The organism is Streptomyces sp. NPDC052109, assembly GCF_040680195.1.
Classification (GTDB): domain Bacteria; phylum Actinomycetota; class Actinomycetes; order Streptomycetales; family Streptomycetaceae; genus Streptomyces.
The window spans coordinates 99,402-115,615 of the sequence record NZ_JBFAWF010000002.1 but is presented as its reverse complement, the minus strand read 5'-3'; the positions used below and the strand labels follow the sequence as shown (position 1 = coordinate 115,615).

The 16,214-nt window shown below is 72.0% G+C and carries 13 protein-coding genes; 5 read left to right on the top strand and 8 right to left on the bottom strand.

Annotated features, from left to right (window positions below; all coding sequences use genetic code 11):
• Positions 1-341: 341 nt before the first annotated feature.
• On the top strand, positions 342-2,159 hold the full coding sequence (locus tag AB0L59_RS06045) for a phosphoenolpyruvate carboxykinase (GTP) (protein ID WP_365579762.1): 1,818 nt from the start codon (positions 342-344) through the stop codon (positions 2,157-2,159).
• A gap of 185 nt (positions 2,160-2,344) precedes the next feature.
• Here the strand turns inward: AB0L59_RS06045 and AB0L59_RS06040 are convergent, their stop codons facing one another.
• The 6 genes from AB0L59_RS06040 to AB0L59_RS06015 all read right to left on the bottom strand — a co-directional run bounded on the left by AB0L59_RS06040 (position 2,345) and on the right by AB0L59_RS06015 (position 9,017).
• On the bottom strand, positions 2,345-2,947 hold the full coding sequence (locus AB0L59_RS06040; protein WP_365579759.1) for a hypothetical protein: 603 nt from the start codon (positions 2,945-2,947) through the stop codon (positions 2,345-2,347).
• Positions 2,934-4,484 (bottom strand): VWA domain-containing protein, encoded by a 1,551-nt coding sequence (locus tag AB0L59_RS06035; RefSeq protein WP_365579757.1) that lies wholly within the window; start codon positions 4,482-4,484, stop codon positions 2,934-2,936. The genes AB0L59_RS06040 and AB0L59_RS06035 overlap by 14 nt, the downstream gene beginning before the upstream one ends.
• A complete protein-coding gene (locus tag AB0L59_RS06030; protein ID WP_365579755.1) occupies positions 4,481-5,650 on the bottom strand; it encodes a toxic anion resistance protein in 1,170 nt (389 codons plus the stop codon). The genes AB0L59_RS06035 and AB0L59_RS06030 overlap by 4 nt, the downstream gene beginning before the upstream one ends.
• An 18-nt stretch (positions 5,651-5,668) precedes the next feature.
• On the bottom strand, positions 5,669-6,745 hold the full coding sequence (locus AB0L59_RS06025) for a substrate-binding domain-containing protein (protein WP_365579752.1): 1,077 nt from the start codon (positions 6,743-6,745) through the stop codon (positions 5,669-5,671).
• Between the two features lie 552 nt (positions 6,746-7,297).
• Complete coding sequence (locus tag AB0L59_RS06020) at positions 7,298-7,717, bottom strand: hypothetical protein (RefSeq protein WP_365579750.1); 420 nt, start codon at positions 7,715-7,717, stop codon at positions 7,298-7,300.
• An 88-nt stretch (positions 7,718-7,805) separates the two neighbouring features.
• Complete coding sequence (locus tag AB0L59_RS06015; RefSeq protein WP_365579748.1) at positions 7,806-9,017, bottom strand: pyridoxal phosphate-dependent aminotransferase; 1,212 nt, start codon at positions 9,015-9,017, stop codon at positions 7,806-7,808.
• A 218-nt stretch (positions 9,018-9,235) separates the two neighbouring features.
• Here AB0L59_RS06015 and AB0L59_RS06010 point away from each other — a divergent pair, with 218 nt between their 5' ends.
• Entirely contained in the window at positions 9,236-9,997 is a 762-nt protein-coding gene (locus AB0L59_RS06010; protein WP_365579746.1) for a hypothetical protein, read from the top strand.
• Between the two features lie 459 nt (positions 9,998-10,456).
• A complete protein-coding gene (locus AB0L59_RS06005; protein ID WP_365579743.1) occupies positions 10,457-11,290 on the top strand; it encodes a serine protease in 834 nt (277 codons plus the stop codon).
• Between the two features lie 51 nt (positions 11,291-11,341).
• Here AB0L59_RS06005 and AB0L59_RS06000 read toward each other — a convergent pair whose 3' ends face one another.
• Together AB0L59_RS06000 and AB0L59_RS05995 are read right to left on the bottom strand one after the other, a co-directional pair.
• On the bottom strand, positions 11,342-12,955 hold the full coding sequence (locus AB0L59_RS06000; RefSeq protein WP_365579741.1) for a D-aminoacylase: 1,614 nt from the start codon (positions 12,953-12,955) through the stop codon (positions 11,342-11,344).
• 24 nt (positions 12,956-12,979) lie between these two features.
• Positions 12,980-14,251: an amino acid deaminase gene (locus AB0L59_RS05995; protein ID WP_365579739.1), complete on the bottom strand. Its 1,272-nt coding sequence runs from the start codon at positions 14,249-14,251 to the stop codon at positions 12,980-12,982.
• A gap of 159 nt (positions 14,252-14,410) precedes the next feature.
• On the opposite strand from AB0L59_RS05995, the gene AB0L59_RS05990 reads away from it, so the two are divergent.
• On the top strand, positions 14,411-15,427 hold the full coding sequence (locus AB0L59_RS05990; protein ID WP_365579736.1) for a sugar kinase: 1,017 nt from the start codon (positions 14,411-14,413) through the stop codon (positions 15,425-15,427).
• Positions 15,424-16,206 (top strand): IclR family transcriptional regulator, encoded by a 783-nt coding sequence (locus AB0L59_RS05985; RefSeq protein ID WP_365579734.1) that lies wholly within the window; start codon positions 15,424-15,426, stop codon positions 16,204-16,206. The genes AB0L59_RS05990 and AB0L59_RS05985 overlap by 4 nt, the downstream gene beginning before the upstream one ends.
• Positions 16,207-16,214 lie beyond the last annotated feature (8 nt).

The window sequence follows — 16,214 nt, the reverse complement described above, 5'->3', positions numbered from 1 at the left end:
AAGTTACGGATCAGTGCGGCCGGTGGAGGGGCGCAGAGTGGCCATCGTCTCATGCCGGGCGCGACCGGGGTGTTCAAAAAGTCCTTCAGGCGAACTCCACGTGCATGTAAAGGAACACCGAGGTACGCAGGAAAGATGCGAAAACCGTGGCCTTCCTCACGCCGCTCACCTGTGACTCCCCCTGGACATATGGGCACTATGGACGGATGATCAAATGAGTGCGGTCGGCACCGGATGAGCGCCAACAGTCGAACGACTGCGAAGCATCCGGGTCGCAGCCCCCACGGGGCCCCAAGGAAAAATCCCTCACAAGGGCAAAAATCCCTCACTTAGGAGCAATCGTGGCGCGCGACATCGCGGCTCCCGCCCCCACCAACCACCAGGAACTGATCTCGTGGGTCGACGAGATCGCCGAACTGACGCAGCCGGACAGCGTGGTCTGGTGTGACGGCTCCGAGGCCGAGTACGAGCGACTGTGCGAAGAGCTCGTGGCCAGGGGCACCTTCCGGAAGCTCGACCCGATCAAGCGGCCCAACTCCTACTACGCCGCCTCCGACCCGACCGACGTCGCGCGCGTCGAGGACCGGACCTTCATCTGCTCCGAGAAGGAGGAGGACGCGGGCCCGACCAACCACTGGAAGGCCCCCGCGGAGATGCGGGAGATCTTCAGCGGCGAGAAGGGCCTGTTCCGCGGCTCGATGCGGGGCCGCACCATGTACGTCGTCCCGTTCTGCATGGGCCCGCTGGGCTCCCCGCTGTCCGCGATCGGCGTGGAGATCACCGACTCCGCCTACGTCGCCGTCTCCATGCGCACGATGACGCGCATGGGGCAGCCGGTCCTCGACGAACTCGGCGACAGCGGCTTCTTCGTGAAGGCCGTGCACAGCCTCGGCGCCCCGCTGGAGGAGGGCCAGGACGACGTTCCGTGGCCGTGCAACTCCACCAAGTACATCTCGCACTTCCCCGAGGACCGCGAGATCTGGTCCTACGGCTCCGGCTACGGCGGCAACGCCCTGCTCGGCAAGAAGTGCTACGCGCTGCGCATCGCCTCCGTCATGGCCCGTGACGAGGGCTGGCTGGCCGAGCACATGCTGATCCTCAAGCTCACCCCGCCGCAGGGCGAGTCCAAGTACGTCGCCGCGGCCTTCCCGAGCGCCTGCGGCAAGACCAACCTCGCCATGCTGGAGCCCACGATCTCCGGCTGGACCGTGGAGACCATCGGCGACGACATCGCCTGGATGCGTTTCGCCGAGGACGGCCAGCTGTACGCGATCAACCCCGAGGCCGGCTTCTTCGGCGTCGCGCCCGGCACCGGCGAGCACACCAACGCCAACGCGATGAAGACCCTGTGGGGCAACTCGGTCTTCACCAACGTCGCCCTCACCGACGACAACGACGTGTGGTGGGAGGGCATGACGGAGGAGACCCCGGCCCACCTGACGGACTGGAAGGGCCGCGACTGGACCCCGGACTCCGCCGAGCCCGCCGCGCACCCCAACGCCCGCTTCACCACCCCGGCCTCGCAGTGCCCGATCATCGCGCCGGAGTGGGAGGACCCCAAGGGCGTGCCGATCTCGGCGATCCTCTTCGGCGGCCGCCGGGCCAGCGCGGTGCCGCTGGTGACGGAGTCCTTCGACTGGAACCACGGCGTCTTCCTCGGCGCCAACGTCGCCTCCGAGAAGACCGCCGCGGCCGAGGGCAAGGTCGGCGAGCTGCGCCGCGACCCGTTCGCGATGCTGCCGTTCTGCGGCTACAACATGGGCGACTACATGGCCCACTGGATCGACGTGGCCAAGGACAAGGACCAGTCCAAGCTGCCGAAGATCTACTACGTCAACTGGTTCCGCAAGAACGACGAGGGCTCGTTCGTCTGGCCGGGCTTCGGCGAGAACTCCCGTGTCCTGAAGTGGATCGTGGAGCGCCTGGACGGCAAGGCCGAGGGCGTCGAGACGCCGATCGGTGTGCTGCCGACGCGCGCGGCGCTCGACACCGACGGGCTCGAACTGGCCGACTCCGACCTGGACTTCCTGCTCACGGTCGACAAGGAGGTCTGGCGCGAGGAGGCGGCGCTCGTCCCCGAGCACCTCAACACCTTCGGCGACCACACCCCGAAGGAGCTGTGGGACCAGTACCACGCGCTGGTGGAGCGCCTGGGCTAGTCCCGTCCGAGACTCCACGGCCGGCCGCCGTGCCCTGACCAGCGATCGTCCCGGCCGGCCGTGGACACCCGCCCGACGGGGCCCCGCACAACGGAGCGTGAGGGGTTCCTCCGGCAACGACCGGGTCAACACCGCGGCCGGCCTCCCGCGTGCGGGGGACCGGCCGAGCGCATGACGGTGGGTGATCAGTTGTTGCGCTCCTCCAGGTACCGGGTGTGCGACTCCTGCCGCCGTGCCTCCCGGTCCCTGAGGTCCGTGACCAGGTGTTCGGCCTCCTCGCGGAGCAGGGCGAGCTGGCGGTCCAGGTGGTGTTCGGGGGACTCCGTGCCCGGGGTCATCCGGGTCCACCAGCGGGTGCGCACGTAGGCGTCGACGGCCTCCGGGATGTCCTGCCGTACCGCGCGGGACACCGTGTGGACGCCGTCGGGGTCCTGGACCAGGGCCTCGGCGACCCAGCCCGGTTCCAGCAACGCGGTGAGCAGCTCGGCGATCTCCGCGAGCCATTCGGCGGACGTGGCCGGCAGGTCGACGTGCGCGAGATAGCCGCGCAGCTTCCCGAAGTCGGCCCGGATGGCGTCCAGCTGGGCCGACGGGCTCGGGAAGTCGGGCAGGGCCGGCCGCTCCGGCGGGGCGACCAGCGCGCCCGCGCCGTACAGGCCCGCGACCACGGCCGGCCAGTACGGCCCCGCGACCCCGGTGAACGTCAGCACCAGACCGACCACCCCGCAGGCGCCGCCGGTGAGGTTCTTGCGGGACTCCAGGTAGCCGAGGACCTTACTGGTAGCCACGGATCTCCTCGAAGGCACCGTCCAGCGAGCCCTGCCGGGCGTCGAAGAGGCGGCCGCCGGTCAGATCGGCGATGTGCTGCAGCTCCGCGCGGGAGGAGTCGCCGAAGAGGATCGGGAAAACAGGGGTGTCCCGCCGGGTGCCGGCGAGCGAGCGGTAGAAGCCGTCGAAGTCCCCGGCCCCGGCCCCGGCGGTGTTCTCGCCGTCGGTCATCAGCACGATCGAGGTGAACGCGTCCCTGCCGTCGCCGAGATGGTCGTAGGCCTTCTCCAGCGAGGTGTAGATCGCGGTGCCGCCGTCGGCACCGAGGGCGTCGGTGTCCCGGCGGATGGCGTCCAGGCCGGCCTTCAGGTCCTTGGGGTCGACGACATGGGTGCGCACGCCCTTCACGTCCGAGCCGAACGGCATCAGCGTGACCTCCTCACGCTCGCGGAAGTCGCCGGTGAGATCCGTCAGCGCCTTCTTCAGCGCCTTCAGCCTCTCGCCCGCCATCGAGCCGGAGGTGTCGAGGACGTACACCGTGCGGGAGGGCCGGCGCAGCTCGTTCTCGTAGGAGTGCAGCAGCCCGTCGGCGACCGAGCGGCTGCCGGGGAAGGGCAGTTCGCGGCGCCGGCCGGTGTCCAGGCCGGACGCGGGTGGCACCGAGGCGACGACCGGGCGGCGACGGGTGGTGTCGGTGATGAGCCGCTGCACGGCGTCGGTGCGCAGGTCCTCGGTGACCCTGCGGACGTCCTCGCGGGTGCGGGCGCTCGTCGAGGCGAGCGAGGAGAACGGGTAGTCGGCGGTGACGACGCCGTCGCGGGGACGGATCACGGTGAGACCCGGGATGCCCTCGAGGACGGACTCGTAGTTGAGCAGCGCGTCGACGTTGCCGCGCCGCTGGTAGGCGGTGGCCAGCCAGCCCGAGGAGCCCGAGGTCAGCTTCTGTCCCTTGAAGAACTGCGTCAGTCTCGGCGTGGCCCTGGCGACGTCGGCGTCCGTGAGCGCCGACTGGGCGCCGGACAGGGCCGAGGCCACCGAGATCAGTGTGGAGAAGCCGGAGTTGGAGCGGGCCGGGTCGGTCATGCCGTACGTCAGCTTCCCGTCCTGCACGGCCTGCTCGATCTGCCCCCAGGTCACCTGCTCGGGCGTCCAGCCGAGGGCCCTCACGGTGGCCGGCTTGACGCCGATGGCGACCGGGCTGGACATCACCGGGGTCTCGGACACCACCTTCCGCGCCGCGTCCGGCCGCAGCCGCAGATAGTCGTCCGAGGACAGCCACAGTGCGTCGTACGCGCCGTCCGTCCTGCCCTTGGCCAGCAGGTCCACGGCGTCCAGGGTGCCGATGTAGGTGGGCCGGACGGTGATGCCGGTGTCCTTGCGGACCCGGTCGAGGACGGCCGTCATGTCGCTGAGCTCGCTGGAGGCGAGCACGCGCAGGGTGCCGGGCTTCGGGGCGGCGGGGTCGTCCTTGTGGTGGTCCTCGGTCGTGCAGCCGCCGAGCAGGGCGGCCGTCGCGGCCGTCGCCGCGAGCAGGGCGCGTGCGGATCGTCGTCTCATGCCGGCGGGCCCTCCAGTGCGCCCTGGGACCTGCTGCGTTCCAAGTAGGCGGTGGCGCTGTGCAGTTCGTCGGTGAGCGAGGCGACGGTCGAGGCCATCACCTCGGTCGCCCGCACCTTGTAGCCGTCGATGGCGTCGAGGGTGCGGTAGATCTGCTGGAACGCGGCGCGCAGGGTCTCGGCGCCGACGGCAGGATCGGCGGCGATCCGCTGGATGTCCTCGCCCTGCGCGGAGAGCATCTCGGCATTGCCCCGGATGAGGTCCTCGGTCGTGCCGCGCAGGGCGTCGACCTGCTCGATGACCTTCTTCTGCCGGTCCAGCGCGGAGGCCAGGAGCACCGAGATCCGCAGGGCGGACACGGTGGTCGTGGCCGCCCGGTCGACGCCCTTGATCAGCTCGTTGTTGTTGCGGCGTACGACGTCCATGGCGAGGTAGCCCTGGGCGCACACCGCGAGCTGGGTGAGCAGGTCCTGGTGCTTCTGCCGGAGAGGGAAGAGCACGTCGGCGCGCAGGGCGTCGGCCTGCTGCGGGTCGCCGACCCCGGCGATGTGCTCCTCGACCGCGGTGTCCAGGGCCTCGGTGAGCACGACGTACTCCTGGAGCTTGCCCATGGTCTCCCACAGGCGGACCCGCTCGGTCTGCAACGCGGCGTTGTCGCGCCGCAGTTCGTCCTGACCGCCGCGCAGGGCGCCCACGATCCGGTTCAACGTCGCCTGCGCGGAGGCGAACTTGGCCACGTGGTCGCGCAGCCTGTTTCCGCCGGGCAGCCGGGACAGGAACTTACGGCTCCTGCTCGCGGGCAGGTCGCGCGGGTCCAGGTCCTCCACGACCCGGCGCAGCTCCACGAGTGAGCCGGCGACCTTCGCCTGGGCGTCCCCGCCCTTGTCGGGCAGGCTGCGCAGGGTCCGCTCCAGCATGCGGTTGGACTGGGCGGCGGCGGTGCGCAGCTCGCCGCAGCCGAGGCCGGTGATCTCGCCGACCTTGCCCGCGAACGCGGGCGAGCGGGCGTCGAGCGCGGCGAGCGAGGCGACATAGGCGCCGGCCTTGCGCGCCATCTCCTCGCGTACCGTGTCCTCGACGGGCACGAGACCGCCGGCCTTGTCGCGCGGCACGGGAGCCACGGGCTCCGGCGGCGTGAGGCTGAACTCACTGTTTTCATCGGTCACTTGATACGTCCCCCCGTGTCATCCGCGCGCCCGGCGGGCCATCTCGTGCAGCACCTCGGAGGTGGGCACGGGCGCCTGCCGGACGCCGGTGAGCGTCTGGTTGAGATAGCCGGACCGGCCGGCGGTGGCCGCGACGAACTCGCCGGCGTCGCCCTGCGGCCGGAACCCGTGCCGGACGGCGAGCTTGCGCAGAGTCGGATCGCTGCTGAGCAGGTCCCCGAGGGCACGGCCGGTCGCGTCCAGCGGTACGACGGTGTGGTCGCTGGTGACGGTGGTGTCCGGGTAGAGAACGACGAGGTCGTCGACGGTGTGCTGTTGGGTCAGCAGGGCGGCGACCTGCGCCTCGTAGACGAGCACCAGCGGGTTCCCCGCGCCGCTGATGAAGTCCCGGAACACCGCGTCGCTGCTGGACTGCTGGGCGCCCTGGACGCTGACCAGTTTGTGCAGCAGGGGCGCGGTGCGGTCGACGTCGGCCCCGCTCGCGACGACCTTGCCGCCGTTGGCGACGTAGGAGGCGGCGGCGAGGTAGAGCGCACCGGAGTTGGAGGACTCCGGGTCGGTGCTCGCGATGTAGAGCGTGCCGGTCAACTCGCCGTGCGCCCCTGCGCCCTTGAGCTGCTGCCAGGTCCGGTCGTGCCGTGCGGCGTCCAGATAGGCGCCCATGGTGAGCGTGCCACGGTGCCTGCCGTCGAGCACGGCCAGTCCGTTGGCCGCGAGCACCTCGGCCGCGCTGCGGTGGGCCACGACGACCAGCGGCGAGTAGAAGGGCCGGGGCAGCGGCTCCTGGGCGTGGTACTTCGCGGCCAGCGCGTCGGCCGGGGCCTGGCTGCCGGGGAAGGCGAAGTCGTAGCCCTTGAGGTCCAGGTCCTCCATGGCCCAGGACCCGGAGGACTCGACCTTCACGGTGTAGCCCTTGGCGGCGAGGGCCTTCACCACATCGGGATCGGCGAAGAAGTCCGCCTTCTCCGACCCGATCACTCCGCGCACGGTCTTCGTTGCCGTGCCCTTGTCCTCACCTTGCCGGCCCGCGACGACAGCGGCCACCACGCCGCCGATCAGCAGCACCGCGAGGACGATTCCAGCGATACGTCTCACGTCGGCGAGCGTGCTCGCGGAACCCCAAGTTCCCCGCCCCGGCAGGTGAACGGGGGGTGACGGACCGATCCCGGTATGCAACCGGAGGCAGGACGTCCGGGACGGCGTGCCGCTCGGGCCTGGTGTGGGGTACCCGCCGCCCGCGGGCCCTCGGAAGGAGGGGGCTCAAAACCGGAGGGCCGGCCGCGCACCGGCCACCGGCACGTGTGGATCTGGTGGCTCCTGCCGGCGCTGCCGGCCCTCATCCTGTTCTTCATCTTCGTCCGAGGACGGCGGCCGTCCGGGGACGGTGGTCTTCAGGGCGGGGGTCGTCCGGGACCGGCGCTTTCCATGCTTCCGGCCGGCGCCGAGGCCGGCGGTGACCCGCGGCCACGGGTCGCGGTTCACGGCGGTGAGTGGATGTCGCAAGGCCCCGCGGCGGACCGACCCCGCCCGCGACGAAACGCACCGCACCCCAGGAGGTCGGTCGAGGCCGACGCGGTGTGTGGCGCCCGGTCCGCGCGTCGCTGCGGGTGCACGCGGACCGGGGCCGATCGAGGGACCCCGGCGGGGTCAGGCGGTGGTGCTCAGTTCCTGCGGCTCCGTCAGCGCCTCGGTGTGCGCGTCCATCCGCTCGGCGGCGAGAATCGCGGCCGCCGTGTCCGCACGCGAGGCGGCGACCACGAGCGCGCGGCCCGCGAGGGCGTGTGCCCGCCCGTGCAGCGCCGCGGGGTCACCGGCCGCGGACGGCGCCGCCCGCAGGGGGGCGCGCCCTCCCCGGAGCCGGGCCACCTGCTCGGCGAGCCGCTCGGCGGCGGTCTCCAGGTCGGGCGAGGGAGTCAGTCCGCGCAGTTCGTCGGTCACGGCTAGCAGCGCCGCGAGGTGACCGGCGAGCTGGATGTCCAGCTCCTCCTCGCGCGACCGATGGGGAAAGTCGCAGGCGGTGCGGGCCATCGTACTGTGGACCGACTTGGTGCGGATCGGCTCGTACATGGGGATGGCCTCCTGTGCTCTGACAGGAAGCCATCCTAGCTTGGATTTCGTCTAAAGTTGAGCCAGGTCACGAAATGTAGCCCGTCGACTACGGCTGGCTGTACCCGTCCAGGAAGTTCCCGATCCGGGTGATCGCGTCCCGCAGGTCGACGACCGTGGGCAGGGTCACCACCCGGAAGTGATCGGGCTCGGGCCAGTTGAAGCCCGTGCCCTGGACGACCATGATCTTCTCCTGGCGCAGCAGGTCCAGGACCATCTGCCGGTCGTCCTTGATCTTGAACACCTGGGGGTCGAGGCGCGGGAAGAGGTACAGCGCGCCCTTGGGGCGGACACAGCTCACGCCCGGGATCTGGGTGAGCAGCTCGTACGCCGTGTCCACCTGCTCCTTCAGCCGGCCGCCCGGCAGCACCAGGTCGTTGATCGTCTGGCGTCCGCTGAGCGCGGCGACCACCCCGTGCTGCCCCGGCATGTTGGCGCACAGCCGCATGTTCGCCAGGATCGTCAGGCCCTCGATGTAGGAGTCGGCGTGCGCGCGCGGGCCGGAGATCGACATCCAGCCGACCCGGTAGCCGGCCACCCGGTACGCCTTCGACATGCCGTTGAAGGTGAGGGTGAGCAGGTCGGGGGCGATCTTCGCGGTCGGGGTGTGCGTGGCGTCGTCGTAGAGGATCTTGTCGTAGATCTCGTCGGAGCACACCAGCAGGTTGTGCCGGCGGGCGATGTCCGTGAGCCCCTTGAGCATCGCCTCGTCGTACACCGCGCCCGTGGGGTTGTTCGGGTTGATGACGACGATGGCCTTGGTGCGGTCGGTGACCTTGCGCTCGACGTCGGCGAGGTCCGGCATCCAGTCGGACTGCTCGTCGCACCGGTAGTGCACGGCCGTACCACCGGAGAGGGAGACGGCCGCCGTCCACAGCGGGTAGTCCGGGGCGGGTACGAGCACCTCGTCGCCGTCGTCGAGCAGCCCCTGCATGGCCATCACGATGAGCTCGGAGACGCCGTTGCCGATGAAGACGTGCTCGACGTCCGTCTCGATGCCGAGGGTCTGGTTGTGCATGACCACCGCGCGGCGGGCGGCCAGCAGGCCCTTGGCGTCGCCGTAGCCGTGGGCGCTGGAGACGTTGCGGAGGATGTCCTCCAGGATCTCCGGGGGGCACTCGAAGCCGAAGGCGGCCGGGTTGCCGGTGTTGAGCTTGAGGATGCGGTGCCCCGCCGCCTCAAGCCGCATGGCCTCCTCGAGAACCGGGCCCCGGATCTCGTAACAGACGTTGGCGAGCTTGGTCGACTGGATCACCTGCATGTCCGTGAGCTTACGGCCCGGTATCGCCTCGCGGCTCGTGTTTTCCGACACGTGAGACGCGGAGATTTGCCCGAATATCGCCCACGGCTGTCTCAGGAGCAGCTTGCGTCCCTAAAATCGCGGTGCCGCTCCACCGGGTCGGACCGGTGGGCGGGGCCGTCCGGGGTGGGCCCGAGTGGGCGGCTTGTGTGTGCGCAGCGAGGCGGAGTGGGGCGGGGATGCACGAAGAGTCGGGGACCGACGGCAGACGCGGACCGGGTGAATCCGCCCAGGATCCGCCGAACGGGTACGACCGCACGTACGGCGCCGAGCCGACGCAGGCCCTGCCGCACGCCGGTGACACGTCGGCCTCGGCTCCGCCGAACGTGTACCTCCCCCGGGCGGCCGCCGCTCCGGCGTACGGCGGGTACGCGGACCCCGCCGCCGCCCACGGCTGGCAGAACGCCTACGACGAGACCCGCGAGCTGCCCCCGCTGACCGGGCTGACGGAACCGGCCCAGCCGGCCGGCCGATCGGGGCCGGGGGACGGGCGTGCCGCGCGGCGGCGCGCCGAGCGGCGCACGGGCGGCCGGCGCCGGGTGGCGGCCCTCGCCGGGGCGGTGGGCGTGGCCGGCGCGGTCGCGGTCGTCGCCGCGCTGGCGGGCGGCTCGGACTCGCCCGCCCCGGACGGCTCCGGTCCGGCCGGCGGCGGCCGCGTCACCGCCCGGGACTCCGCCACCGCGAGCCCCCGCACGGACACCGGCTCCCCGGCCGTGGCCCCCTCGACGACGGCCGCCGCCGCGCCCTCGGCCGCGCCGGCCCGCTCGTCCGCCTCCCCGCTCGTCCGGGTGTCGCTGGCGACCGCCGCCGGCCCGACCGCCCCGACCTCGGCCCCGGCCCCGGTGACCTCCAGCGCCCCCGCGCCCACCCCGACCACCTCCGCGCCCGGCTTCCCCGGCGGCCGGGGCCGCGGTCACGGGCCCACGAAGCACCCCCGCTGACCGGAGCGCGCGCGACCCGGTGGGGGACGCGGTACGCCGACGGACGCGTGGTCCGGGCCGCTTGGTTCACGGGCGGGCACGCGGGCCTCGTCGCGCCGCGGCGCCGGCGCGGCAGCGGGCGCGACCAGGGGACCGCGGCCTTCTTCACCGGCCGGATCACCCCGAACCGCATCGAGCGGTGCGACCGGCCGGGCGCGCGGACCCGCACCTCCGGCACGGCGCCGGCCCGGAGGGCCGGCGCCTTGCCGCGGGCCGCCCCGGACGCCCTTGCGGGGGCCTGTGCGTGTCCAAGTCGCGGGAGTCGCACCCGAGTTGCATGGACCGTCTGCGCACAGGGAAACCCCTATGACCTGAGCCGGCTCCTTGTTCCCGCCCCTCGCCTGCGTTGAGAATGCGCATGACAAACGAGCGGGCGACCGGAGACCTCCGGTCGCCCCAGTCGTCAGAGGGGACCCCCACATGAACAAGCCTCTCCTTGCCGCGCTCTCCTCCCTGGCCCTAGCCGGGCTGGGTGCCGCCCCCGCGGTCGCCGCGCCGCACACCGCCGTCAAGCCCAAGGTCACCGTCGACTTCGCCGGCACCGTCTCGCTCAGCAACTGCTCCGGTTCCGTGATCCGCTTCCCCAACTCCGCCGACAGCGACCCGGCGCTGGTGCTGACCAACGGCCACTGCCTGGAGACCGGTTTCCCGGACCCCGGCGAGGTCATCACCGGCCAGTCCTCCAGCCGCACCTTCGGCCTGCTGAACTCCACCGGCAGCAAGGTCGCCACCCTGCGCGCCAACCAGGTCGTCTACTCGACCATGACGGACACGGACGTCACCATCTACCGGCTGACCACCACCTACGCGCAGATCAAGAGCGCGTACGGGATCAGCCCGCTCACCGTGAACGACACCCATCCCACCGCCGGCACCGCCATCAAGGTCGTCTCCGGCTACTGGAAGCGGACCTACAGCTGCAGCATCGACGGGTTCGTGTACCGGCTGAAGGAGGGCGACTGGACCTGGAAGGACTCGGTCCGTTACACCTCCACCTGCAACACCATCGGCGGCACCTCGGGCTCCCCGGTGATCGACACCGGCACCGGCAAGGTCGTCGCCGTCAACAACACCGGCAACGAGGACGGCGAGACCTGCACGGTCGACAACCCGTGCGAGGTGGACCAGAACGGCAACGTCACCGTCCACCAGGGCACCAACTACGCCGAGGAGACCTATCAGATCCCGGCCTGCTTCACCACGGGCAACAAGCTGAACCTCAGCGCGTCCGGCTGCACCCTGCCGAAGCCCTAGACCCTGTCGCCGAACTCCCGCCTGCCCCGCGACGAAGTTTGACGACAGGGCCTAGCGGACGTTCGTACGGCGGACGGACCGGCCCGCGAGCACGTCCGTCCGCTTCCCGTCCTCGATGACGAACCGGCCGTCGACCAGGACGTGCGGAATGCCCGTGGGAAGCGTGCGGGGCTCGGCGAACGTCGCGCCGGGCGCCACCGTCTCCGGGTCGAACAGCACCAGATCGGCCCGGTACCCCTCGCGCACCAGCCCCCGGTCCGGCAGCCGCAGCCGGGCCGCGGGCCGGGAGGTGAGGTGGGCGACGCACTCCTCCAGCGAGAGCACGCCCAACTCGCGTACGTAGTGGCCGAGATACCGCGGGAAGGTGCCGTAGGCGCGCGGGTGCGGCTTGTCGCCCCGGAGGATGCCGTCGGAGCCGCCGGTGTGGGTGCGGTGCCGCATGATCGTGCGGACGTTGTCCTCGTGGCCGACGTGCTGGAGGACGGTCGTACCGAGCCGGTCCTCGGTCAGCAGCCGGCGGGCGGTGTCCCACGGGGCCTCGCCGCGCAGCTCGGCCGCCTCCCGGACGGTACGGCCCACCAGGTCGCCGAGGGCGGGCTCGCCGACGCCGGAGATCTCGATCGTCTCCCACTCCACCGGCACGCCGTGACAGCCGTCCGAGCCGGTCACCTCCAGGTCGTGCCGGAGCCGCGCGGCCGTCGCCGGGTCGGCGAGCCGGGCCAGGATCTCCTCCGGGCCGCCCTCGCTCGCCCAGCTCGGCAGCAGCGCGGCCAGGGTGGTGCAGCCGGGCGTGTAGGGATAGGTGTCCAGGGTGATGTCCGCGCCGGCGTCCAGCGCCCGGTCCAGCAGGGCCAGCAGCTCCGGCGCCCGGCCCTCGTTCACACCGAAGTTCATCGTCGCGTGGGCCAGGTGCAGCGGACAGCCGGCCTCCCGGGTGAGGGCGACCATCTCGGCGTACGCCGCCAGGGCGCCGGCGCCGTAGGAGCGGTGGTGCGGGCAGTAGTAGCCGCCGTACGACGCCACCACCCGGCACAGCTCCGTCAGTTCGGCGTCCGGGGCGTACATGCCGGGCGTGTACGTCAGCCCGGAGGACAGGCCGACGGCGCCCTGCTCCATCCCCCTCGCGACCAACTGCCGCATCCGGTCCAGCTCCCGGGGCGTCGCCTCCCGGTCCTCCCAGCCGACGACGAGCGCGCGGACCGTGCCCTGCGGGATCAGATAGGCCGCGTTGACGGCGATGCCCCGGTCCAGCCGGTCGAGATAGCCGCCGACCGACCGCCAGTCGAAGTCGACGTCGTCGCCGTACCCGTTCCATCCGGCGATCACCCGCCGCACCTCCTCCAGCGTGCGGTCGTCCACCGGCGCGTACGACAGCCCGTCCTGGCCGAGGACCTCGAGGGTGACCCCCTGGGCCGCCTTCGCACTGTGGTCGGGGTCGCGCAGCAGGGCGAGGTCGGAGTGGGCGTGCATGTCGATGAAGCCGGGGGAGAGGACCAGGCCCTCGGCGTCCAGCTCCCGCACGGCGCGCGGGCGCTGGCAGCCGGCCGCGGCGGCCTCCTTGACGATCGAGACGATCCGGCCGTCGCCGATCACCACATCGGCCCGGTACGACGGCTCGCCGCTGCCGTCCACGACATCGGCGTCCCGGATGACCAGGTCCTCCATGTCCCGCCTCCCTTTCACCGGCCCCTAGAAGAACGTACGGACGTAGTCGACGACCGTCCCGTCGGCCTCGGCCACCGGGATCAGCTGCCACTTGTCGAACGACGTGCACGGGTGGGACAGACCGAGGCCGATCCAGTCACCGACCTCCAGGTCCGCGCCGGCGTCGGTGCGCAGCCAGGCGTGCTGGTCGGACAGCCCGGTCACGGTGATGCCGTCGGCCGGACGCTCCACACCGCTGCGGCGTACCACCTGGGCGGTGGGCAGGTCCAGGTCGTAGGCCGCGTCGCGCTTGCCCGCGTTGGCGAAGGCCTGCTCGGGCGTGGGCCGCGAGACCACCTGCGCCCACAGCCGGAAGGCGGGCTCCAGCGCGCCTTCCCGCGGAACCCGGGTGAAGGGGGTCAGCCTGCGGTAGTGCCCGTCGTCGTGCGAGACGTACGCCCCCGAGCGCAGCAGCTTCAGCACGGGCGCGGAGAGCTCGGGAATCTCCGCGAACACGTCGGCCACCGCGTCGAACCAGGCGCTGCCGCCCGCGCTCACCACGATCTCCTCCGCGTCCTTCAGGCGACCGGCCCTGTCGAGCCCGGCGGCGAGCGCCACCAGCCGCCGCAGATACGACCGCACCCGCTCCGGATCGGCCTGCGGCACCTCGCCCTCGTACCCCGCGACGCCGACGAGCCGCAGCGTCCCGGTGCGCGCCACGGCATCGGCGACGGCCCGGGCGTCCGCCTCCGTCCGCACGCCGGTACGGGCCCCGTCGCCCGCACCGAGCTCGACCACGACGTCCACGGGCCGGGCGGAGCCCCTGAGCGCGGCGTCCATCAGCTCGACACCGGGCACGGAGTCGACGTAGCAGACGAACCGGAACCCGGGATCGGCGGCGAGCTCCCCGGCGATCCACCGCAGCGCGGAGGCGTCCACGACCTCGTTGGCGAGGAAGATCCGCTGGATCCCGAACGCCCGGGCGACACGCGCCTGGTGGGGCACCGCCAGAGTGATGCCCCACGCGCCGTGCCCGATCTGTCGGTGGAAGAGCTGCGGTGCCATGGAGGTCTTGCCGTGCGGGGCGAAGGCAAGCCCGTGCCGGGCGGTGTACGTCTCCATGAGCGCCAGGTTGTGCTCCAGGCGCTCGGCGGACAGCGCGAGGACGGGCGAGGTGAAGCCGTCGGACGCGGCGAAGAGGTTGCGGCGCTGGGCGGCCAGCTCGCCCACGGTGAGGCCGTCGGCGTTCGGCGGGAGGCCCTTGAAGCGGTGGTCGACGCGTTCCTCGGCCAGCCGGGCGAGCGCTTCGCTGCTCATGGAGCCCCTCTCTCGCCGTTGCATCCTCTGCAACGGGTATTGCACGGGTTGCTGAATGGTGTCTAGCATCTCGCCGACATCGGGTCAACGGAGCCGTGACCCGGACATCGGACAGGAGTCATCATCAACGACGCTGCTTACGCCGTGAAGGGTGCGGCCATGGACGTCGTGGACGTGGTCGCGCTCGGCGAGTCCATGGTCACCTTCCTGCCCAGCCGGCCGGGCCGCCTCGCGGACGTGCCCTCCTTCGACCGCGCGATCGGCGGCGCCGAGTCCAACGTGGCCTGCGTGCTGGCCGCCGCCGGACACAGCGCGCGGTGGGTGAGCCGGGTGGGGGCGGACGGGTTCGGGCAGCATCTGATCGAGCGGATCGCGGGATACGGCGTCGACGTCTCGTCCGTGTCCCGGGACCCGGCCCGCCCGACCGGCGTCTACTTCCGCACCGCCGGCGAGCGGGGCACGGGCGCCCACGAGGTGGCGTACTACCGGGCGGGTTCGGCGGCCTCCGCCATGTCCGTGCGGAACGTGGACCCGGCGGCGGTACGGGCTGCCCGCGTCCTGCACCTGACCGGCATCACGGCGGCCCTGTCCGACGACTGCCGCGCCCTGACCGGCACCCTGACCGCACCGCGTCCGGGACGCCCTCTCCTCTCCTTCGACGTCAACCACCGCCCGGCCCTGTGGCACACCCCCGGAGGACCACTCGTGCTGCTGGACCTGGCCCGCCGGGCGGACCTGGTCTTCGTGGGCGAGGACGAGGCGGCGCAGGCCTGGGGCGTCACGGGCGGCCCGGCGGCCGTCCGGGCGGCCCTTCCGGAGCCGGCGGTACTGGTGGTGAAACAGGGCGAGAAGGGGGCAACGGCGTTCCGGAACGGTCGTGCCGTGTCGCAACCCGCCCTCCATGTGGAGGTCGTGGCCACCACCGGCGCCGGTGACGCCTTCGCCGCCGGCTTCCTCTCCGGCACCCTCCGCCGGCTGCCCCTGCGGGACCGCCTCCGGCTCGGCCACCTCTTCGCCGCCGCGGCCCTCACCACCCCCGGCGACCTGGCCACGCCTCCCACCCGGGACCACGCCGACCGCCTGACCGCCCTGGACGACACCGCATGGGGGAGACTTCGACTCGCCCCCGGCTGGACGCAGGCCGAGCGGGCCACCGAGGAGGCGAACCCCCCATGAGTCAGACCGTCGACCGCGCCCTGAGCATCCTGCCGCTGCTGGCCGAGGGCCCCGCCGACCTCGGCCAGGTCGCCGACCGGCTGGGCGTGCACAAGTCCACCGCGCTCCGGCTCCTGCGCACCCTGCACGAGCACGGCCTGGTCTACCGCCAGTCCGACCAGCGCTACCGCCTCGGCGCCCGCCTCTTCGCCCTCGCCCAGGAGGCGATGGAGAATCTCGACATCCGCGAGATCGCCCACCCCCACCTGGTACGGCTCAACGAGGCCTGCGGCCACACCGTGCACCTCGCCGTGTACGAGGAGGGCGAGGTCCTCTACATCGACAAGGTGGACAGCCGCTACCCGGTCCGCATGTACTCGCGGATCGGCAAGCCGGTCGCCATCACGGTCGCCGCCGTCGCCAAACTCCTCCTCGCCGACCTGCCCGAACCCGAGCGCCGCGCCCTCGCGGACAAGCTCGACTACCCCCTGTACACGGCCCGTTCGACCGCCGGCGCCGAGGCCTTCCTCAAGGAACTCGCCACGGTACGCGAACAGGGCTGGGCCACCGACCTCGGTGGCCACGAGGAGTCCATCAACTGCGTCGCCGCCCCCGTCCGCGGCGCCGACGGCCGCGTGGTCGCCGCGATGTCGGTGTCCGCCCCGAACGTGGTCGTCACCGCCGAGGAACTCCTCACCCTGCTCCCGCAGGTCCGCCGTACCGCGGACGCGATCAGCGGCGAGTACTCCGGAAGAACGCCCGTGACGGACCCCACGAGGGACCCGCACGACCGACCCTGACCGACAAG

What these genes read in the sequence shown, in the direction of transcription:
- AB0L59_RS06010 (WP_365579746.1), top strand. Translation starts at nt 9,236, where the DNA reads ATGCACGAAGAGTCGGGGACCGACGGCAGACGCGGACCGGGTGAATCC.
- AB0L59_RS05990 (WP_365579736.1), top strand. Translation starts at nt 14,411, where the DNA reads ATGGACGTCGTGGACGTGGTCGCGCTCGGCGAGTCCATGGTCACCTTC.
- AB0L59_RS06015 (WP_365579748.1), bottom strand. Translation starts at nt 9,017, where the DNA reads ATGCAGGTGATCCAGTCGACCAAGCTCGCCAACGTCTGTTACGAGATC.
- AB0L59_RS06000 (WP_365579741.1), bottom strand. Translation starts at nt 12,955, where the DNA reads ATGGAGGACCTGGTCATCCGGGACGCCGATGTCGTGGACGGCAGCGGC.
- AB0L59_RS06035 (WP_365579757.1), bottom strand. Translation starts at nt 4,484, where the DNA reads ATGAGACGACGATCCGCACGCGCCCTGCTCGCGGCGACGGCCGCGACG.
- AB0L59_RS05985 (WP_365579734.1), top strand. Translation starts at nt 15,424, where the DNA reads ATGAGTCAGACCGTCGACCGCGCCCTGAGCATCCTGCCGCTGCTGGCC.
- AB0L59_RS05995 (WP_365579739.1), bottom strand. Translation starts at nt 14,251, where the DNA reads ATGAGCAGCGAAGCGCTCGCCCGGCTGGCCGAGGAACGCGTCGACCAC.
- AB0L59_RS06005 (WP_365579743.1), top strand. Translation starts at nt 10,457, where the DNA reads ATGAACAAGCCTCTCCTTGCCGCGCTCTCCTCCCTGGCCCTAGCCGGG.
- AB0L59_RS06020 (WP_365579750.1), bottom strand. Translation starts at nt 7,717, where the DNA reads ATGTACGAGCCGATCCGCACCAAGTCGGTCCACAGTACGATGGCCCGC.